Here is a 16,724-nt window from a genome sequence, read left to right on the forward strand (position 1 = left end):
CTAAACCGCCGCCAGCGCCTGCTCCAGGTCGGCCAGCAGGTCGTCGCTGTGCTCGATGCCGATCGACAGCCGCACGGTGTCGCCGGTGACGCCGGCCTTGGCCAGCTCCTCCTCGTTGAGCTGGCGGTGGGTGGTGGACGCCGGATGGCAGGCCAGCGACTTGGCGTCGCCGATGTTGACCAGCCGGGTGAACAGCTTGAGCGCGTCCTGGAAGCGCGCGCCGCCGTCGACCCCGCCCTGCACGCCGAAGGTCAGCACGCCGGACGGACGGCCGCCCAGGTATTTGCGCGCCAGCGCGTGGTCCTTGTGGTCCTCCAGCCCGGCGTAATTGACCCACTTGACCTTGGCATGCCGGCCGAGGAACTGCGCCACCTTGCGCGTGTTGTCGACAATCCGCTCCATGCGCAGCGCCAGCGTTTCGATGCCCTGCAAAATCAGGAAGGCGTTGAACGGCGACAGCGCCGCGCCGGTGTTCCGCAGCGGCACCACGCGCGCGCGGCCGATGTAGGCGGCCGCGCCCAGCGCCTCGGTGTAGACCACGCCGTGATAGGACACGTCCGGCTCGTTCAGGCGCTTGAAGCGCTGCTTGTGCCGCTCCCACGGGAACTTGCCGGAATCGACGATCGCGCCGCCGACCGAGTTGCCGTGGCCGCCCAGGTACTTGGTCAGCGAGTGCACCACGATGTCGGCGCCGTGCTCGAACGGGCGCAGCAGGTAAGGCGTGGCCACCGTGTTGTCGACGATCAGCGGCACGCCGTGCTGGTGGGCGACGGCGGCGATCGCCGCGATGTCGGTGATGTTGCCGAGCGGGTTGCCGATCGATTCGATGAACACCGCCTTGGTGCGCTCGTCGATCAGCTGGCCGAAGGAGGCCGGATCGCGCGCGTCGGCGAAGCGGGTGCTGATGCCGTACTGCGGCAGCGTGTGGGCGAACAGGTTGTAGGTGCCGCCGTACAGGGTGGCGGCAGAGACGATGTTGTCGCCGGCCTCGGCGATGGTCTGGATGGCGTAGGTGATGGCGGCCTGGCCCGACGCCAGCGCCAGCGCGCCGACCCCGCCCTCCAGCGCGGCCAGCCGCTCCTCCAGCACGTTCTGCGTCGGGTTCATGATGCGGGTGTAGATATTGCCCTGCACTTTCAGGTCGAACAGGTCGGCGCCATGCTGGGTGTCGTCGAAGGCGTAGGCCACGGTCTGGTAAATCGGCACGGCCACCGCGCGCGTGGTCGGGTCCGGGCTGTAGCCGCCGTGGACGGCGATGGTTTCCAGTTTCATGCGGTCTCCTTGTTGGGTGATGCGTGAAACGGTAGCGGGAAACGAGCGGCACGGCCACGAATGATTCCAAAAAAGCAAATGCGCATTTCGGATAAGGTATGCTGTCACAAACCAGCCAGCTGGCACGTCTGAGTGTCATGATGACCGATACCCCTATTTTTACCGCGCTGCGACCGCGCCTGTTCTCGATCGCCTACCGCATGCTGGGCACCCGTGCCGACGCCGAGGACGTGGTGCAGGACGCCTGGCTGCGCTGGCACGGCAGCGCCCGGGACGCCGTGCAATCGCCCGAGGCCTGGCTGGTGACCATCACCACCCGGCTGGCCATCGACCGCCTGCGCGCCCGCGCCGCCGAGCGCGAATCGTACGTGGGCTGGTGGCTGCCCGAGCCCATCGTCGAACTGGACGAGCACACGCCGGAAAGCCAGGCGGAAATGGCCAGCGAGGTGTCGATGGCGTTCCTGTGGGTGCTGGAGCGGCTGTCGCCAGAGGAGCGCGCGGCCTTTCTGATGCGGCAAGTGTTCGAGCACGATTACGCCGATATCGCCGCCATCCTCGGCAAGAGCGAGGCCGCCTGCCGGCAGATGGTGCACCGCGCGCAGGAACGTGTGCAACAGCAAAAACCGCGCTTTCCGGTGGCGCGCGAGCAGCACCACGCGCTGCTGGGCCGCTTCATCGCGGCGGCGCAGGTGGGCGACCGCGCGGCCATGAAATCCATGCTGGCCGACGACGTGCAGCTGGTGGCCGACGGCGGCGGCAAGGTCAACTCCTACCTGCACATCCTGCGCGGCGCCGGCCGCGTGGCGGGCTCGTTCTGGTCGCTGGAACATCATTTCCCGCGGCAGGTGGTGTACCGTCAGGCGCGCGTCAATGGCCAGCCGGGGCTGGTGCGCTATGTCGACGGCAAACTGGAATCGGCGCAATCGTTCGTGATCGAGGATGAGCGCATCGTGGCCGTGTTCATCGTCCGCAATCCGGACAAATTGACCGGCGTGCCACAAACTATTTCCTGAAAGCTGTCACAAGCGGCGCGGACGGCCCGTCTAACAGGTATGGATGGCGCAATGGTGCGCCTTCCGCTGACACTGAGAGGCAATCATGACCCAAGCTCGCATTCCCTTCTTCCAGCTCGCCCCGGCCAACCTGCAGGCCATGATCGCGCTGTCCGGCTCCGTCAAGAAAAGCTCGCTGGGCGCGCGCCTGGTGGAGCTGATCAACCTGCGCGTGTCGCAGATCAACGGCTGCGGCGTGTGCGTGGACATGCACTGGCGCGACCTGATGAAACAGGAGGTGGCGCCACGCCACCTGAACGCCATCGCCGGCTGGCGCGAAGCCCCGGCCTCCTTCTTCAGCGAGCGCGAGCGCGCCGCGCTGAACTGGGCCGAGGCCGCCAACGCCCTACCCCACAAGCAGCCGAGCGACGCCGATTTCGACCTGCTGAAAGCCCACTTCAGCGACACCGAAATCGCCGAGCTGAGCTACGCCATCGCCACCATCCGCGCGTGGAACCTCATCAACGCCAGCCTGCACAACCAGATCCCGGAAGTGCCGCCGCCAGGCTTCTAATCGAGCTTGGCGAACAGCTCGGCGGCCCAGTCGATGAACACGCGCAGCCGGTTGCTCACGTAGCGGTTGGACGGGAACACCACGTAAAACGGATACGGCGCCGGCTGCCACTGTTCGAGGATGGGCACCAGCGCGCCGCTGGCCAGGTGCGCCGCCGCCGCGTATTTGAAGGTCTGCAGGATGCCGAGGCCGGCCAGGCCGGCGGCCACGTGCGCGCTGCTTTCATTGACGCCCACGCCGCGCGTGCCGTGGATGGCCAGTTTTTCGCCATCCCGCTCGAAATTGAGCGGCATGCCACGGCCGGTGCGCGTGGACAGGTAGTGCGCCACCACATGGCCCTCTTCCAGCTCCGATGGATGCCGCGGCGTGCCATGCGCGCGCAGATACGCCGGCGTGGCGCACGTCACCCACGAAGCGCTGCCGATCTGGCGGCCGACCAGCGACAGGTCGGTCAACTCGCCGCCGCGTATCACGCAATCGACATTGTCGCCGATCAGGTTGACGTGCTTGTCCGACACGCCGAGGTCGACGCGGATGTCGGGATAGCGTTCAAGGAAATCCGGCAAGGCCGGCAGCACCACCAAGCTGGCGGTTGAACTGCCCATGTCGATCCGTAAATGGCCGCGCGGGCGCGACTGTAAAGCGCCAAAGCTGGCATCCACGTCCTCGAGCTCCTTTAGCAGGCGCTGGGTCTTTTCATAATACTGCGCGCCTTCCGGCGTGACCGACACCCGGCGTGTGGTACGCAACAACAGCTTGACGCGCAGATGCGCCTCCAGTTGCTGGATCGCCTTGGTCAGGCTGGCGTTGGGCATGCCCAGCGTATCGGCCGCCTTGGTGAAGCTACCCCCCTCCACCACACGGGCAAACGCGCGTATCGACTGTAATTGATCCATTATTCATCCGCAGAAATAATCTATTTAATTATCACTACTTTATCCAATAGTTCGCGGAGCGTAAAGTGGCCTCCATCAACCACACATTACGAGGAGTTCCATCATGAGCAACGCACACAAACTGGCGGGCAAAGTAGCATTGGTTACCGGCGGCACCACCGGCATCGGGCTGGCGTCGGCGCAAGACTTCGCGGCACAAGGCGCGGTGGTGTACATCACCGGCCGCCGCCAGGCCGAACTGGACGCGGCGGTCGCCACCCTGCGCGAGGGCGGCGCCACCGCCTACGGCATCCGGGGCGACGTCGCCAGCCTGTCCGACCTGGACCGCATCTTCGCTGAAATCGAAAGCCGCTCGGGCCACCTGGACGTGCTGTTCGCCAACGCCGGCGGCGGCGACATGATGGCGCTGCAAGACGTGACCGAGGAGCACTTCGACCGCATCTTTGACAGCAATGTGAAAGGCACCCTGTTCACCGTGCAAAAAGCGCTGCGCCTGCTGAAGGATGGCAGCTCGGTGATCCTGACGGCGTCGACCACCTCGGTGCAGGGCACGGAAAACTTCAGCGTCTACAGCGCCAGCAAGGCGGCCGTGCGCAACTTCGCGCGCAACTGGCTGCTGGACCTGAAACCACGCAACATCCGCGTCAACGCCATCAGCCCCGGCCCGGTGCACACGCCCGGCCTGGCAGGTCTGGTGCCGCAGGAACAGCAAAGCGGCCTGCTGGGCCACCTGGCCTCGCTGGTGCCGATCGGCCGCCTGGGCCAGCCGTCGGAAGTGGCGAAGGCCGTGACCTTCCTGGCCTCCGACGACAGCAGCTTCATCAACGGGATTGAGTTGTTTGTGGACGGTGGTATCGCGCAGATTTAAGGCGCTGGCCTGAGGTGGCGGTGGCGCGTTCCCTGGGGCGGGCACCGCCGAGGGCGCGGCGATCTGGTGGAAGGCGCTCAGCGAAGCGCCCCTGGACGCGCAGATGGCCGGAGACGACTGGCTGCACGGCCGGTAGTGCCCCAGGATGGCTACTCGGCCTATGGGGTCGCTGGCGGCATTGCGCCAGCCGCAGGCGCGGGACCTGTGGGAGCTGCGGCAGCAGTTATGACCGGGGCCGGGGTCCATGTTTTCACCTCGACGCCATTGACGACAGTCTTGGTCCATTTCCCCTGATATGGCGCCACCACCGTGATGCCTGTGCAGTTCTTGAAGTCGCCAGGGTTTCGGGTGAGCAAGATGCGATCTGTGACCACAGCGGTGGCGCCAATGATCGCGTCGGGCAGGTGCTTATTGCCCCGGCCGCGCCAGGTATTCGGGTCTTGGTTGAAGGCGGTGGCCAGCTGTGTGATCTTGGAATTCGTGTCAATAATTTCGACGCCGTTTTCAAGCATCAAGTCGAAGACGGCTTTTTCCGAAGGGGAACAGCCTGACGCGACCTCCATGTATGTGATTGCGCTAATGGCCGCGTCCTCTACGTTCTTGATTGTCGCGGTTGCCTCCGGCGCGCTGCCGAGCCAGTCAATCCAGATATTTGTGTCGATCAGGAATTTCGATCCCATGCGGCACGCATCTTATTCTGGTATTCCACACCATCGACGGGTTCGCCCAAGCGCTTCGCCCAGGCGCCAGCCAGCTTGTCGATCAATTCGTTACGGCGAGCCAGCTTTTTGGCGCGTTCCTCGCTCTGCTGCTTTTCAACTTCGGATGGGGTTTTGACTCGATCGCGCGTGATGACGTTTAGAATGCCGTGGTCGCCGAGCTTGGTGAGGTCAGTGGCAGCCATGTCCGCAACCTGCACCTTGCCAATGTTATACGGCACCGGTCGCGTGGCGCGAGGCAAGTCAGCGTATGGGCCACCTGACACCAAAAGGGGCAGCGCCGTGAGTTGTTTGTGTTCCTTTTCTGTGGCCACGATAGCCTCCATACTCTTTGTGATTGCAGGGCATACAATAGCATTTCCCCGCTAAATATGCACTGCGGTGATTAAATTTTAAGCACTTCATCGAACGATAGGCTTGCGCTACCACTGCGCCCGCTGTTCCAACTCAAAAGCCGGGCATCCACTGCTAAAGCGCGCCTACATGAGATGAATAATCATGTCGTTGAGGAAAGTGTCCCGCTTAGACAGGCACTACTAGAGATGTATATCGCTAAGAGGCCAACTAATTGGAATAGAAAAGAAAACGCCGTCACTTGGACGGCGTTGGATGCTGCCAGATTGTTCGTTGGTGGAGACGGCGGGAATCGAACCCGCGTCCGCAAGCACTCCACAGACAGTTCTACATACTTAGCACTATCATTTAATTTAACCTGTACAACACGGATGTGCACGTTTTGGACAGGCGATTCACCTTAGATTTAGCGCTGCTTCAAGTGACCCGTTACAGCGCGATTCCCTGTAAATGACTCCTTAGCTTTTAACGGCCCGCCCCAGGGAAGAAGCGTTTAGGAGCTAACAGCCCTTAGGCTGCCAGTGCGTACGAGTTATCGTTTGCAGTTATTGATTTCTGGGTGTATTTACGAGGTAACCAGGCCTCGGTATGCCCTGCTCTGCTTTGCAACCCACGTCGAAACCAGGTCGTCCCCACAGACTTCCTATTCTACAGCACTTTGCCCGCCCCCGCCACGTACGTCAAACGCCGGTCATATTCGGGCGTTATGATGCTCACAGTTCTCACATGGAACGACCACTTAGCGCCCCTCGCGGGCGGCTACTACCGGCGCCGGCGGTCGGGAAATATACCGGCACCAACACCCCTTATGGCATTTTGATCAATAGGCCGGCAATGCCCAGCAGACTGGCTGCGAGCAGGCCCACCAGCCAGCGGAACTGCACATCGCCGCGATCCATGCGTTTGCCGCTTTCGCTGAACAAGGTGTCGATCCGGATCGTGGTTTCCCTTGTCAACGCTTCGAGACGCGCGGTGGTTTCCCGCGCCATCGCATCAATACGGGCCGTTGTCTCCCTGTGTGTTTCTGAAATTTTGGCATCCACCAGACGGAAGTTGTCGAGCGACTCCTTGTGCGATTCGACAATTCGCGCTTCAACTGCTCGGAAGTTATCGCTAGTTTCCCTGCGCCCTTCGGCTATCCGCGCCTCGACTGCGCGCAGATTGCCGATGGTTTCCCTGCGCCCTTCGGCTATTCGCGCCTCGACCGCCCGGAAATTGTCGCTGGTTTCCTTGCGAGAATCGACAATTCTGGCTTCGACCGCCTTGAAATTGTCGCTGGTTTCCTTGCGCGAATCGACAATTCGGGCTTCGACCGCCTTGAAATTGTCGCTGGTTTCCCTGCGGGAATCGACAATTCTGGCTTCGACCGCCTTGAAATTCTCTTGCGTTTCGCGCCGGAATTCGCTGATCCGGGCTTCCACCTGCTTGAGATTGTCCTGCGCCTCGCGCCGCGTTTCGGCAATCTTGGCCTCCACCAGACGGTAGTTGTCGTTCGCCTCCTTGCGCGAGTCGGCGATCCGGGCGTTGACTTCGTCGAGCCGGGCGTTCAGGTCTTGCCAGAGCATGTCGATCGCGGTATCCATTTCTTCATCCTCCGCGGCACGATTGAGGTTGTCAAGCTGAGCCGGTGCGTTCATGGTCGTCCCCTTGTCATCCGTCGAGCTTAAGACGACAGCCCGGCTGTGGCATGATCCAGATCAAACGTGCGCTGTTGTTGCGCCGCAGCACACGACTCAGCAGTTTAATGAATTCATGCCAGCCCTGCATTAGAATGAGACTGTCATCATTCCAGCTACCGACCTCGCCATGCACGATGCCGCTGTCCATGCTGTGCCCCCGCCGAAGAAACGCGGACGCCCCCAAAAGGGCGAAGGCGGCGGCCTGCGCGCCGAGTTGATCGAAAAATCCGCCGAGTTGTTCCGCACCAAGGGCTATGACAACACCACTGTGCGCGATATCGCCGCCGCCACCGGCATCCAGGCCGGCAGCTGGTTTTATCACTTCAAGACCAAGCAGGACATCCTGGCCGCCATCATGGAACAGGGCCTGCGGCACGCGCTGGCCGAGATCGAGGAGATCGCCGCCCAGCCGCTGGCCCCCAGCGCCCTGCTGCAGCGCCTGGTCGAGCAGCACCTGCAAGCGCTGCTGGCGCCCGACCGCCATTTCATCGCCGTGCTGCTGTACGAGTGGCGCTCGCTGGACGAGGCCTCGCGCGCGCGCATCGGCGCGCTGAAGGACCGCTACGAGGCCATTTGGGACAATGCGATTGCTGCCCTGCACCATTCGGGCGACTGGAGCATGCCCTCGCAGTTCGACCGCCTGCTGGTGTTCGGCGCGCTCAACTGGACAGTGCAGTGGTACAAGCCCGGCAACGGCGCCGACGTTCAGCAGCTGGCGCAACAGGCCATGCGCTTCATCCTGCGCACGCCGGCCGCAGTTGAGGCACAATAGAGCATCGCCCACTGTCCAGGAATGTCCATGATTTACGAGATCGCCGAGCTGTACATCAAGCCCGAAGCCCACGACGCCTTCCAGGCCGCCGTCGCTGAAGCGGTGCCGATTTTCAAGGCCGCCAAGGGTTGTCTGTCGATGCGACTCGACCGCGATATCGAAACGCCGGACACGTATCACCTGGTGATCCAATGGCAGACGCTGGAAAATCACACGGTCGATTTCCGCGGCAGCAGCGGTTTCCAGGATTGGCGTGGGCTGGTCGGCGGCTATTTCGCGCTGCCGCCGAAGGTAGAGCATTTCCACACCGTGGTGGCCGGCTTCTGACCGCCGCCACGCACATGTGTCTCAGCAGGAGGCCATCATGACCCGCAGCATCCATCGCAACTTCGAGCAGGTGACGGACGCCGAAAGCGCCCGCAGCGCCTTGCTGTCCAACGGTTTCCCGCTATCGAGCGTGAAGCTGACCAAGCACACCTCGCTGCCGCCCAACGTGGCGACCAGCACGGTCGGCAACCTGCTCGACGCGCTCACGCCGGGCGGGCCCGCCGCGGCGGCGGCCGCGCGCCAGCGCAGCGGCGCCATGCTGACCGTCGATATCTACGACGACGACGAACGCGACAAGGCCGATTCCATCATGGGCGGCTACGGCGCGCGCGAAGCCTGAAGCGCGCCGCCGCAAGCTAGCCGGCCAGCGCGGTCTCGTCGTCATCGGCGCCATGCACCTCGCCACGGTTGAACCGACGCCGCAGCCAGCCGCCGGCGTCGGCCACGGTCAGTGGGCGCGCGTAGTAATAGCCTTGTAACGCGTGACATCCAGCGTCACGCGCGGCAATCGCTTGCTCCAGCGTTTCGATGCCCTCGGCCACCACCTGCAAGTCCAGGGCGCCCGCCAGCTGGCAGATCGCCGTCACCACCGCCACCGCGTCGGCCGCCGGCAGCGGCGCGATCAGGCCGCGATCGATCTTGAGTGTGTTCAGCGGCAGCTCGCGCAGCATGCTCAGCGAGGAAAAGCCGGTGCCGAAATCGTCCATCGCCACCTCGATGCCCAAGGCGCGCAATTGCTGCAGCTGGTTTTGCGTGTCCTCGAGGTTTTCCACCGCCGCGCTCTCGGTGATTTCCAAGGTCAGGCAATGCACCGGGATGCCGGTCTCGCGCAGTATGCGCTGCACCAGTTGCGGGAAGCCTTTGTTCAGCAGCTGCATCGGCGAGACGTTGACCGCCACCGGCACGCAGTCGCCCAGCTCGCGGCGCCAGGCGGCGATCTGGCGGCAGGCGCGTTCCAGGAACATGGCGCCCAGTTCGGGAATCTGGCCGGTGCGCTCGGCAATGGCGATGAATTCCACCGGGCTGACCATGCCGATGCCGGGCCGCTGCCAGCGCGCCAGCGCCTCGAAACCCAGCAGCCTGCCGCTGACGGCGTCGATCTTGGGCTGGTAGTCGAGATACAGCTCCTGGTTGCGGATACCCTTGCGCAGCGCCTGTTCGTTTTCCAGCGCGGTGCTGGACATTTGCGCGAAGCGCCGCTCGGCCATCGACAGCGCGGTGCCGGGGATGCGCTTGGCCTGGTACATGGCGGCGTTGGCCGCGCGCAGCAGCGCTTCCGCGTCCACCGCGTGATCGGGGAAGATGGCCAGGCCCATGGAGGCGTCGATCACGTACTCGCCGCCGGCCAGTTTGACCGGCCGCGCGCAGGCCTCCTCCAGCTTGGACGCGAGCTCGCGCGGCGCGCCGCCGTCCGGGTCGACGATGGCGAATTCATCGCCGCCCAGGCGCATCATCTCGGCGCGCGTGCCCAGCACCTCGCGCAGCTGCGCGGCGAAGGCTTTCAGCAGCTGGTCGCCAGCCACCAGCCCCTGGCTCTGGTTGAACAGTTTGAAGCGGTCGATGTTCAACACCACCAGCGTGCACGGCGGCGAGCCGTCGGTCAGGTAGCAGTATTCGTTCAGGCGCTGCATCAGCACCGCGCGGTTGGGCAGGCCGGTCAGCTTGTCGTGGGTGGCCTGGTGCAGCAGCTCGCGCGCGTTGGCGTTGCGCTCGGTATCGTCCGTGATCAGCACTTGCGTGGCGGGCGAGCCATCCCACTCCACGCGCCACGCCTCGAAACGCAACTCCAGCTGGCGCCCATCCGCCACCTGGCGCCGCCCTTCCCAACTGGCGACCTCGGTCTGGCCGCTCTGTATCTGCTGGTGATGGTGCTGCAGCAGATCGGCGCTGAAGGCGGATGGCGGCAGCTCGGCCAGCGCGACCGGGCTGTCGAGGCCAAGCGGCACGCCGTAGATGCGCCGCACGGCCGGATTGGCGTACAGGATGCGCGCGCCATCGGTCACGACCACGCCCTGCTGCGAATGTTCGGTCAACAGCTGGAAACGGGTCGCCATCTTGCTGGCATCGCGCAGCGCGCCATCCAGCGCGGACAGCATGAACACCGAGCCGATCAAGGCCCGCAACATGGTGGCGATGATGATGTTGGGCGCCAGCGCCTGCTCGCCGTAGGCGATCAACAGCAGCTGGTTAAGGCCCAGCGCGATCAGCAATGGTCCGACCAGCCGCACGGCGGCGCCGGTGCGCCACAGCCAGTTGATCGCCAGCGCCCCCATCGTCAGCAGCACGCTCATATTGAACAGCGGCCAGTACAGCAGCTTGTCGTCGCGATGCGGCAGCACCAGCGCGGCCAGCGCCAGCACGATGAGCAGCGCGGCGGCGCCCTGCGGCAGCTTGCGGCCGGACAGTTGCATCACACCGGAGGTCAGGAACAACAAATTGGGAATGGCGCCCAGCACCACCAGCGGCATGCCCAGCGCCTGCCACGGCGCCGGCGCGGCGGTGGCCACCAGGTAGCCGAACGGCAGCAGCGCGGTGAACATGGTCGAACAACCCATGTCGCGCGCGAAGGTCTGGGCGCGATGGCGGCGCCACACCAGCAGCAGCACCAGGCCGATCACCAGGTACATGCCGGTGCTGATCAAGTACAAGTAATTCATGCGGCGGCCGGATGGTTGAACACCTGGCGCAGGTAGGCCAGGAAGGTCTCGTCCTTGCAGACGGTCTTGCCGGGCGAGTCGGACAGCTTGGCCACCGACTGGCCGTTGCAGCACACCAGCTTCATGACGATGTTGAGCGGCGCCAGGCCGACGTCATTGGTCAGATGGGTGCCGATGCCGAAGCCGGTCATGATGCGGTCGGCGAAGTGGCGGTACAGGGCGATGGCGCTGTCCAGGTTCAGGCCGTCCGAGAACACCAGCCGCTTGGTCCCGGCGTCGATGCGCAGCGCCGCGTAGTGGGCGATGGCTTTCTCGCCCCACACCACCGGATCGCCGGAGTCGTGGCGCAGGCCGTCGAACAGCTTGGCGAAGTACAGGTCGAAGTCGTCGAGGAAGGCGTCCATGCCGACCACGTCGGTCAGCGCCACACCGAGGTCGCCGCGATACTCCTGCACCCACGCCTCCAGCGAGGCCTTCTGGAAATCGCGCAGCCGCACGCCAAAGGCCTGGAACGACTGCATGTACTCATGCGCCATGGTGCCGATCGGGATCAGGCCGAACCGCATGGCCTGGTAGACGTTGGACGTGCCCTTGAAATACTCCGGCACCTCGCGCGCCAGGCGCTGCACCACCTCGTCATGCCAGGCGCCGGAAAAGCGGCGGCGCGTGCCGAAGTCGGAAAACTCGAACGGGAAGCGGCGCGCCGGTTCGGCGCTGAAGGCTTTCAGAGCGGCGATCTTGGCGGCCAGCCGCTGGCGTCCCTCGGCCAGCGCGGCCGCCTGGTCGAAACGACGGAAATACAGCTCGTTGACGATGTACAGCACGTAGATTTCAAAGCCCATCACGTGCACTTGCGGCCCGCTGGCGTGGATCACCAGCGTGTCGCCGTCGCTGCGCACCTCGATAAACTTGCGCTGGAAACGGAACACTGTGAGGAAGTCGACGAAGTCGCTTTTCATGTAGCGCAGCGAGCGCAGGTAGTTCAGTTCATCGTCGCGGAAGCTCATCGAGCACAGGTGGTCGAGCTCGCGCTCGACTTCCTCGCGCAAATCGGCCAGCGGGAACGCCGGCGTGTTACGGCAAACGAATTCGTATTCGGTGTGGGAGTTGGGATGACCGTGCAGCAGCGCCTGCCACATGGTGAACTTGTACAGATCCGTCTCCAGCAGGCTACGGATGATGGGCTGATTCATGCACTCTCCACACTGCGGCTGGCATTGTCCAGCAATTCGGGCAACACGTCGGCCGACTGCATCAGTTGCACGCCGCGCGCGCGCATCGCCTGCAGGAAAGCCTGGTATTGCGCCTCGAAGCCGCTCACCGGGCTGATACAGTCGGTGACCAGCACCAGCTTGCTCAGCGATCCGGCGCCGTATTCCCGCGCGAAGTAATCGGCGATGTGTTCGACCGTGGCCTTCACGCAGTGGCTGCCGGCCTCGCCGGCCACGTAGATGCGGTCGGCCTCGGCCAGCGAGCGCACGAATTTGACGTTGAACTGGGTGTCGGGATCGTCGGCGTCCGGCACCTCGGCCTGCACGGCGGAATAGTGCTCGGTCCAGGGATTGGAACCCTTGGCCAGCTTGGCGACGATGCCGAGCGACGCTTCCTCCCAGTGGCTGTAGGCGGCGCGCACGTCGGCATGGACGTTGTGGCCCCAGCTGCCGATCTCGCAGTGCACCGGCCACACCATCAGCTTGTAGCGGCCGGCCGCCTCCAGACGGTCGAGGTAGTTGAGCGCCAGCGGCAGGCCGGCCGGATGGCGCGGCAGGTATTTTTCCGCACGCACGTCGGCGGCGGTGATTTCAGTGAACGGCGCGACCGGGGCGCCGTCGGCGGCGATCCAGAAGGTCGGGTGGGCGATGTCGAAACGGTGATGGGAATCGAGCGTGACGCTCATCGCCGTCAGGCCGGCGCGGCCGCGGTTGATCAGGCTGGCCAGGCGCAGCATGTCCTGGTGGGCGCCCGGCACCGGCAGGGATGGCGCCAGGGGCTGGCGGCTGACCGGATCGAGCGGACGGTAGATTTCCGGCAGGTCGCAAAAATCGTTTTGCGGGTCTATCATCAAGAGATGCAGATTCCGTTTCATGGGGACTCCGTTGCAAAGAGTCCCCATGATACCGCACGGAGCGCGAATTGCTTAGGCGGCGATCGCCTCGATCTGCGCGCGGCTCTTGGCCAGGGCGGCGTTGACCGCCTCTTCGCCCATCGCCACGCCTTCGGCCACCACGAAGGTGACGTCGGTCATGCCCAGGAAGCCCAGCACCGAGCGCAGATAGGTGGTGGTGTGGTCGTAGGCGGCGGCCGGGCCTTCGCTGTAGGCGCCGCCGGTGGCCACGAACACGATCACTTTCTTGCCGTGCACCAGGCCTTCAGGGCCGTTGGCGCCGTACTTGAAGGTGCGGCCGGCACGGGCCACGTGGTCGATCCAGGCCTTCAGGCCCGAGGTGACCGAGAAGTTGTACATCGGCGCGCCGATGACGATGGTGTCGGCGGCCAGCAGTTCATCGACCAGGGTGTCCGAGGTCTTGATGGTGAAGGCTTGCTCGGCGTTGCGCTGCTCGGCCGGGGTAAAGTAGGCGCCCAGCATTTGCTCGGTCAGGTGCGGCACCGGGCTGGCGGCCAGGTCGCGCGTGACCACAGTGGTCGATGGGTCGGCCGCCTTCAGCTTGGCGATGAATTCGGCGCCCAGCTGGCGGGTCAGGGAACCAGTGCTACGCACGCTGCTGTCGATGTGAAGTACTTTTGCCATGATGCGGTGTCCTTTCGGTGAGGGAATGGCCGCATCATAAAACGATTATAATATCGAGGAAATACAGTTTATTTCTATTTTACTTATCGATAAAATCGATCATGAGAGATCCCGGCCTCCCCTCGCTCGACCAGCTGCGCGTATTCATCGCCGTCATCGACCATGGCGGCTTCGCCCACGCGGCGCGGGCCCTGCACCGCACCCAGTCGGTCATCAGCTACACCATCGCCAACCTTGAAGAACAGCTCAACGTCGCGCTGCTCGACCGCAGCAAGCGCAAGCCCACGCTCACCGAGGCCGGCAAGGCCTTGCTGGCCGACGCGCGCGCGGTCTCGCTCAAGGTGGACGGCATGCGCGCCCGCGCCAAGGCGCTGTCGGCCGGGCTGGAGGCGGAGGTGTCGCTGGTGGTCGACGTGATGTTCTCCACCTGCAAGCTGGTGCGCATCCTGCACGCCTTTCAGAAGGAATTTCCAACCGTCTCCATGCGCCTGCGCACCGAGGCGCTGGGCGCCGTGACCCAGCTGGTGATGGACGGCACCTGCCGCATCGGCATCAGCGGCTGGGTGCCGGGCACGCCGGACGTGATCGAGCGCCAGGCCTGCGGCTTCGTCACCATGGTGCCGGTGGTGGCGCCTGACCATCCGCTGGCGCAGATCGAGGGCATCGTGCCGAGCGCCGTCCTGCGCGAGCACACCCAGCTGGTGCTGACCGACCGCAGCACCCTGACCCAAGGCCAGGACTTCGGCGTGCTGGCCCTGCGCGACTGGCGCCTGGGCGACCTCAGCTCCAAGCATGCGCTGCTGCGCAACGGCATCGGCTGGGGCAATATGCCGGTGGAATTCGTGCAATGGGATCTGGACGCGGGCCGCCTGGTGCAGCTGCAGATCGCCGAGGGCAGCTCGTTCAGCTTCCCGCTGTACGTGATCCGCCGTGGCGACGAGGAGCCGGGACCGGCCACGCGCTGGCTGATGCAGCAATTCCTCGACCTGGAACAGGGCGCTGGCGACGCCCCGCTCAAAGAGCGCGAGACCTGCGAATTGCAGGCCCACGCGGCGCAAGCCTACCACCAGCCGACCGAGCGCGACCGCCGCGCCATGCCAACCCCGCCGCACGCCGACGCGCCGGCCGGGCTGGCGGTGGCCCCGGCTATTTCACTCCGGCCGCGTTGAGCTTGCCGCGCAGGCGGCGGATCTCCTCCGACAGGTCGACCACCAGCGCGGCCACGTCGTCATTGGCTTCGAAGTCGCGCTCGATCTGGCACAGGCGGCGCGCCCGCACCAGGTCGGCGCTGGTGAAGCGCCAGCCGGCGCTGTGCTCGGGCGCATCGTCGAGCAAGATGCCGGTGCGCACATGCTGCACCACCCATTCCGGTTCCACCGCGCACGCCTGCGCCAGTTCCTCCAGCGTCAGCGCGGCCTCGTCCACCAGTACGGCAGTTACGATCGCTTGTCCCATGCTCATCCTCCCGCGCGCGGATTGAAGGCCATCTCGCGCGCCATCGTTTGATACAGTTCGCGCTGCTTGTCGGTGGCGGCCGGCGGCAGCACCACTTCCAGCAGCAGATACAGGTCGCCGGCCTCCTTGCCGGGAATGCCGCGTCCGCGCAGGCGCAACTTGCGCCCGCTTTGCGAACCGGCCGGCACCGTCACGTTCACCTTGCCCGAGGGCGTGGCCACCTCGATCTCGCCGCCCAGCGCCATCTCCCATGGCGCCACCGGCACCGTCTGGTAGACGTCGCGGCCGTCGACGCGGTAGCGCGCATGCGGGCGGAACTGGATTTCCAGGTACAAATCGCCCGGTCCGGCCGCGCCCGGCTGGCCCTGGCCCGACAGCCGCAGTTGCTGGCCGGCCGTCACGCCCTTCGGAATGTTGACGCTGAGATTGCGCTCGCGCGTGACGATGCGGTCCTGCGCGTCGCGCTCGGCCACCATCAGGCTGATGGTGCGGGTGGCGCCGGTGTAGCTGTCGGCCAGATCGATGGTGATGCTGGCGTGGCTGTCCTCGCCGCGCCGCGGCGCCTGACGCCGGCGCCCGCCGCCCAGGTTGGCGAACAGGTCGGCAAAAAAATCGCTGCCGGGATCGCCGCCGCCGAAGCCGCCGGCGCCACCGAAACCGCCGCCGGCGCCGCCGCCGAAGCCACGCCCCCAGTCCGGCGGCGGACGGAACTCCTGGCCGGCGCGGTATTGCTGGCCGCGACCGAGGTCGTCATAAGCGGCGCGTTTCTCCGCGTCGCCCAGCACGCCGTACGCTTCGTTGATTTCCTGGGTTTTCTTTTGCGCGTCCGCCTCCTTGCTGACGTCCGGATGGTATTTGCGGACCAGCTTGCGGTAAGCCTTCTTGATTTCCTCGTCGCTGGCCGTCTTGGCCACGCCCAAGGTCTGGTAGTAATCCTTGTATTCCACGTTGCCCGCTCCCGTATGCTATGACTATCAGTCTACCGAAAAAGCTCGAAACGTGTAGGCAGATACTGTCACCCTTAAGTCGTGGCCAAGACGTCCAGCAAGGATGAGATCAGGCAGGCTACCGCAAGCTGTCAACTTCTAAGTTAATTCGATTTTTCCAACTTTGTCGGGCAGGGGCAGCTTTACGAGCTCTCACAGTTGAGTAACATCATTCTTTTGTTGATTAAAAATCAACTAGAATGCATCCTCCACGGCCTCCGCAATACTGTTTTTGTATGCGGCTGCTACTGCTTTTTGTACGTATTTTGTACGCAGCCGTAAAGCACAAAGGTCACGATTAAATGGCATTGGAATTTCGCAACGGCTCCTTGTAATGACCCAGTGAATTCCTGCTCAGGTGATAATACTGAAAGGACATCACGTGAGCATGGTTATGGAAGAGGAAGTTAAACGTTGGACTGCA

19 protein-coding genes and 1 other RNA gene are annotated in these 16,724 nt (G+C 64.2%); 7 read left to right on the plus strand and 13 right to left on the minus strand.

Features of this window, described 5'->3' with window-relative positions; all coding sequences use genetic code 11:
• Nucleotides 1-1,272, minus strand: coding sequence for an O-acetylhomoserine aminocarboxypropyltransferase/cysteine synthase family protein (locus FHW83_RS23200; protein ID WP_176648721.1), 1,272 nt, complete (start codon nt 1,270-1,272; stop codon nt 1-3).
• A gap of 140 nt (nt 1,273-1,412) precedes the next feature.
• Here FHW83_RS23200 and FHW83_RS23205 point away from each other — a divergent pair, with 140 nt between their 5' ends.
• Nucleotides 1,413-2,285: an RNA polymerase sigma-70 factor gene (locus FHW83_RS23205; RefSeq protein ID WP_176648754.1), complete on the plus strand. Its 873-nt coding sequence runs from the start codon at nt 1,413-1,415 to the stop codon at nt 2,283-2,285.
• 85 nt (nt 2,286-2,370) lie between these two features.
• Nucleotides 2,371-2,838, plus strand: coding sequence for a carboxymuconolactone decarboxylase family protein (locus FHW83_RS23210; protein ID WP_176648722.1), 468 nt, complete (start codon nt 2,371-2,373; stop codon nt 2,836-2,838).
• Here FHW83_RS23210 and FHW83_RS23215 read toward each other — a convergent pair.
• Nucleotides 2,835-3,734 (minus strand): LysR family transcriptional regulator, encoded by a 900-nt coding sequence (locus FHW83_RS23215; RefSeq protein WP_176648723.1) that lies wholly within the window; start codon nt 3,732-3,734, stop codon nt 2,835-2,837. The two genes, FHW83_RS23210 and FHW83_RS23215, sit on opposite strands and share 4 nt — an antisense overlap.
• Nucleotides 3,735-3,837: 103 nt before the next feature.
• On the opposite strand from FHW83_RS23215, the gene FHW83_RS23220 reads away from it, so the two are divergent.
• The gene (locus FHW83_RS23220) at nt 3,838-4,602 is read left to right on the plus strand and encodes an SDR family NAD(P)-dependent oxidoreductase (RefSeq protein WP_176648724.1); all 765 of its coding nucleotides are present in this window, start codon (nt 3,838-3,840) and stop codon (nt 4,600-4,602) included.
• Nucleotides 4,603-4,760: 158 nt separating this feature from the next.
• Here FHW83_RS23220 and FHW83_RS23225 read toward each other — a convergent pair whose 3' ends face one another.
• The 5 genes from FHW83_RS23225 to FHW83_RS23245 form a co-directional block, all read right to left on the minus strand.
• Nucleotides 4,761-5,282, minus strand: a complete 522-nt coding sequence (locus tag FHW83_RS23225; protein WP_176648725.1) for a PIN domain-containing protein — start codon at nt 5,280-5,282, stop codon at nt 4,761-4,763.
• Nucleotides 5,264-5,635 (minus strand): hypothetical protein, encoded by a 372-nt coding sequence (locus FHW83_RS23230; protein WP_176648726.1) that lies wholly within the window; start codon nt 5,633-5,635, stop codon nt 5,264-5,266. Before FHW83_RS23230 ends, FHW83_RS23225 begins: the two co-directional genes overlap by 19 nt.
• Before the next feature lie 314 nt (nt 5,636-5,949).
• Nucleotides 5,950-6,309: a transfer-messenger RNA gene (gene ssrA, locus FHW83_RS23235) on the minus strand.
• 172 nt (nt 6,310-6,481) lie between these two features.
• The gene (locus tag FHW83_RS30885) at nt 6,482-7,312 is read right to left on the minus strand and encodes a hypothetical protein (protein WP_229224321.1); all 831 of its coding nucleotides are present in this window, start codon (nt 7,310-7,312) and stop codon (nt 6,482-6,484) included.
• Nucleotides 7,313-7,325: 13 nt separating this feature from the next.
• Nucleotides 7,326-7,502, minus strand: coding sequence for a hypothetical protein (locus tag FHW83_RS23245; RefSeq protein WP_176648727.1), 177 nt, complete (start codon nt 7,500-7,502; stop codon nt 7,326-7,328).
• Between FHW83_RS23245 and FHW83_RS23250 the strand changes: the two genes are divergently transcribed.
• Genes FHW83_RS23250 through FHW83_RS23260 form a run of 3 tightly spaced genes read left to right on the plus strand, consistent with a single transcriptional unit; the run spans nt 7,482 to nt 8,793 of the window.
• Entirely contained in the window at nt 7,482-8,126 is a 645-nt protein-coding gene (locus tag FHW83_RS23250) for a TetR/AcrR family transcriptional regulator (protein WP_176648728.1), read from the plus strand. The two genes, FHW83_RS23245 and FHW83_RS23250, sit on opposite strands and share 21 nt — an antisense overlap.
• 27 nt (nt 8,127-8,153) lie before the next feature.
• Nucleotides 8,154-8,453 carry an antibiotic biosynthesis monooxygenase gene (locus FHW83_RS23255; RefSeq protein ID WP_176648729.1) on the plus strand — a complete coding sequence of 100 codons (300 nt, stop codon included), beginning with the start codon at nt 8,154-8,156 and terminating at the stop codon, nt 8,451-8,453.
• Nucleotides 8,454-8,490: 37 nt separating this feature from the next.
• Nucleotides 8,491-8,793 carry a hypothetical protein gene (locus FHW83_RS23260; RefSeq protein ID WP_176648730.1) on the plus strand — a complete coding sequence of 101 codons (303 nt, stop codon included), beginning with the start codon at nt 8,491-8,493 and terminating at the stop codon, nt 8,791-8,793.
• A gap of 16 nt (nt 8,794-8,809) precedes the next feature.
• Here the strand turns inward: FHW83_RS23260 and FHW83_RS23265 are convergent, their stop codons facing one another.
• Genes FHW83_RS23265 through FHW83_RS23280 form a run of 4 tightly spaced genes read right to left on the minus strand, consistent with a single transcriptional unit; the run spans nt 8,810 to nt 13,859 of the window.
• Complete coding sequence (locus FHW83_RS23265) at nt 8,810-11,110, minus strand: bifunctional diguanylate cyclase/phosphodiesterase (protein WP_176648731.1); 2,301 nt, start codon at nt 11,108-11,110, stop codon at nt 8,810-8,812.
• Complete coding sequence (gene pncB / locus FHW83_RS23270) at nt 11,107-12,303, minus strand: nicotinate phosphoribosyltransferase (protein WP_176648732.1); 1,197 nt, start codon at nt 12,301-12,303, stop codon at nt 11,107-11,109. Before pncB ends, FHW83_RS23265 begins: the two co-directional genes overlap by 4 nt.
• Nucleotides 12,300-13,196, minus strand: coding sequence for a cysteine hydrolase (locus tag FHW83_RS23275; RefSeq protein ID WP_176648733.1), 897 nt, complete (start codon nt 13,194-13,196; stop codon nt 12,300-12,302). The genes pncB and FHW83_RS23275 overlap by 4 nt, the downstream gene beginning before the upstream one ends.
• A gap of 51 nt (nt 13,197-13,247) precedes the next feature.
• Complete coding sequence (locus tag FHW83_RS23280) at nt 13,248-13,859, minus strand: FMN-dependent NADH-azoreductase (protein WP_176648734.1); 612 nt, start codon at nt 13,857-13,859, stop codon at nt 13,248-13,250.
• A gap of 101 nt (nt 13,860-13,960) precedes the next feature.
• Between FHW83_RS23280 and FHW83_RS23285 the strand changes: the two genes are divergently transcribed.
• Entirely contained in the window at nt 13,961-15,028 is a 1,068-nt protein-coding gene (locus tag FHW83_RS23285) for a LysR family transcriptional regulator (protein WP_176648735.1), read from the plus strand.
• Here the strand turns inward: FHW83_RS23285 and FHW83_RS23290 are convergent.
• Nucleotides 15,006-15,314 carry a chaperone modulator CbpM gene (locus FHW83_RS23290; protein WP_218106415.1) on the minus strand — a complete coding sequence of 103 codons (309 nt, stop codon included), beginning with the start codon at nt 15,312-15,314 and terminating at the stop codon, nt 15,006-15,008. The two genes, FHW83_RS23285 and FHW83_RS23290, sit on opposite strands and share 23 nt — an antisense overlap.
• Nucleotides 15,315-15,316: 2 nt before the next feature.
• Nucleotides 15,317-16,261, minus strand: a complete 945-nt coding sequence (locus tag FHW83_RS23295; RefSeq protein ID WP_176648737.1) for a DnaJ C-terminal domain-containing protein — start codon at nt 16,259-16,261, stop codon at nt 15,317-15,319.
• Nucleotides 16,262-16,724: the final 463 nt, after the last annotated feature.

The sequence above is a fragment of the Duganella sp. SG902 genome (assembly GCF_013376005.1).
Taxonomy (GTDB): Bacteria; Pseudomonadota; Gammaproteobacteria; order Burkholderiales; family Burkholderiaceae_D; genus Rugamonas.

Bases quoted from the DNA above. Each gene is read 5' to 3' on its own strand.
- FHW83_RS23200 (WP_176648721.1), bottom strand. From the start codon at position 1,272: ATGAAACTGGAAACCATCGCCGTCCACGGCGGCTACAGCCCGGACCCG.
- FHW83_RS23205 (WP_176648754.1), top strand. From the start codon at position 1,413: ATGACCGATACCCCTATTTTTACCGCGCTGCGACCGCGCCTGTTCTCG.
- FHW83_RS23210 (WP_176648722.1), top strand. From the start codon at position 2,371: ATGACCCAAGCTCGCATTCCCTTCTTCCAGCTCGCCCCGGCCAACCTG.
- FHW83_RS23215 (WP_176648723.1), bottom strand. From the start codon at position 3,734: ATGGATCAATTACAGTCGATACGCGCGTTTGCCCGTGTGGTGGAGGGG.
- FHW83_RS23220 (WP_176648724.1), top strand. From the start codon at position 3,838: ATGAGCAACGCACACAAACTGGCGGGCAAAGTAGCATTGGTTACCGGC.
- FHW83_RS23225 (WP_176648725.1), bottom strand. From the start codon at position 5,282: ATGGGATCGAAATTCCTGATCGACACAAATATCTGGATTGACTGGCTC.
- FHW83_RS30885 (WP_229224321.1), bottom strand. From the start codon at position 7,312: ATGAACGCACCGGCTCAGCTTGACAACCTCAATCGTGCCGCGGAGGAT.
- FHW83_RS23250 (WP_176648728.1), top strand. From the start codon at position 7,482: ATGCACGATGCCGCTGTCCATGCTGTGCCCCCGCCGAAGAAACGCGGA.
- FHW83_RS23245 (WP_176648727.1), bottom strand. From the start codon at position 7,502: ATGGACAGCGGCATCGTGCATGGCGAGGTCGGTAGCTGGAATGATGAC.
- FHW83_RS23255 (WP_176648729.1), top strand. From the start codon at position 8,154: ATGATTTACGAGATCGCCGAGCTGTACATCAAGCCCGAAGCCCACGAC.
- FHW83_RS23260 (WP_176648730.1), top strand. From the start codon at position 8,491: ATGACCCGCAGCATCCATCGCAACTTCGAGCAGGTGACGGACGCCGAA.
- FHW83_RS23265 (WP_176648731.1), bottom strand. From the start codon at position 11,110: ATGAATTACTTGTACTTGATCAGCACCGGCATGTACCTGGTGATCGGC.
- pncB (WP_176648732.1), bottom strand. From the start codon at position 12,303: ATGAATCAGCCCATCATCCGTAGCCTGCTGGAGACGGATCTGTACAAG.
- FHW83_RS23275 (WP_176648733.1), bottom strand. From the start codon at position 13,196: ATGAAACGGAATCTGCATCTCTTGATGATAGACCCGCAAAACGATTTT.
- FHW83_RS23280 (WP_176648734.1), bottom strand. From the start codon at position 13,859: ATGGCAAAAGTACTTCACATCGACAGCAGCGTGCGTAGCACTGGTTCC.
- FHW83_RS23285 (WP_176648735.1), top strand. From the start codon at position 13,961: ATGAGAGATCCCGGCCTCCCCTCGCTCGACCAGCTGCGCGTATTCATC.
- FHW83_RS23290 (WP_218106415.1), bottom strand. From the start codon at position 15,314: ATGGGACAAGCGATCGTAACTGCCGTACTGGTGGACGAGGCCGCGCTG.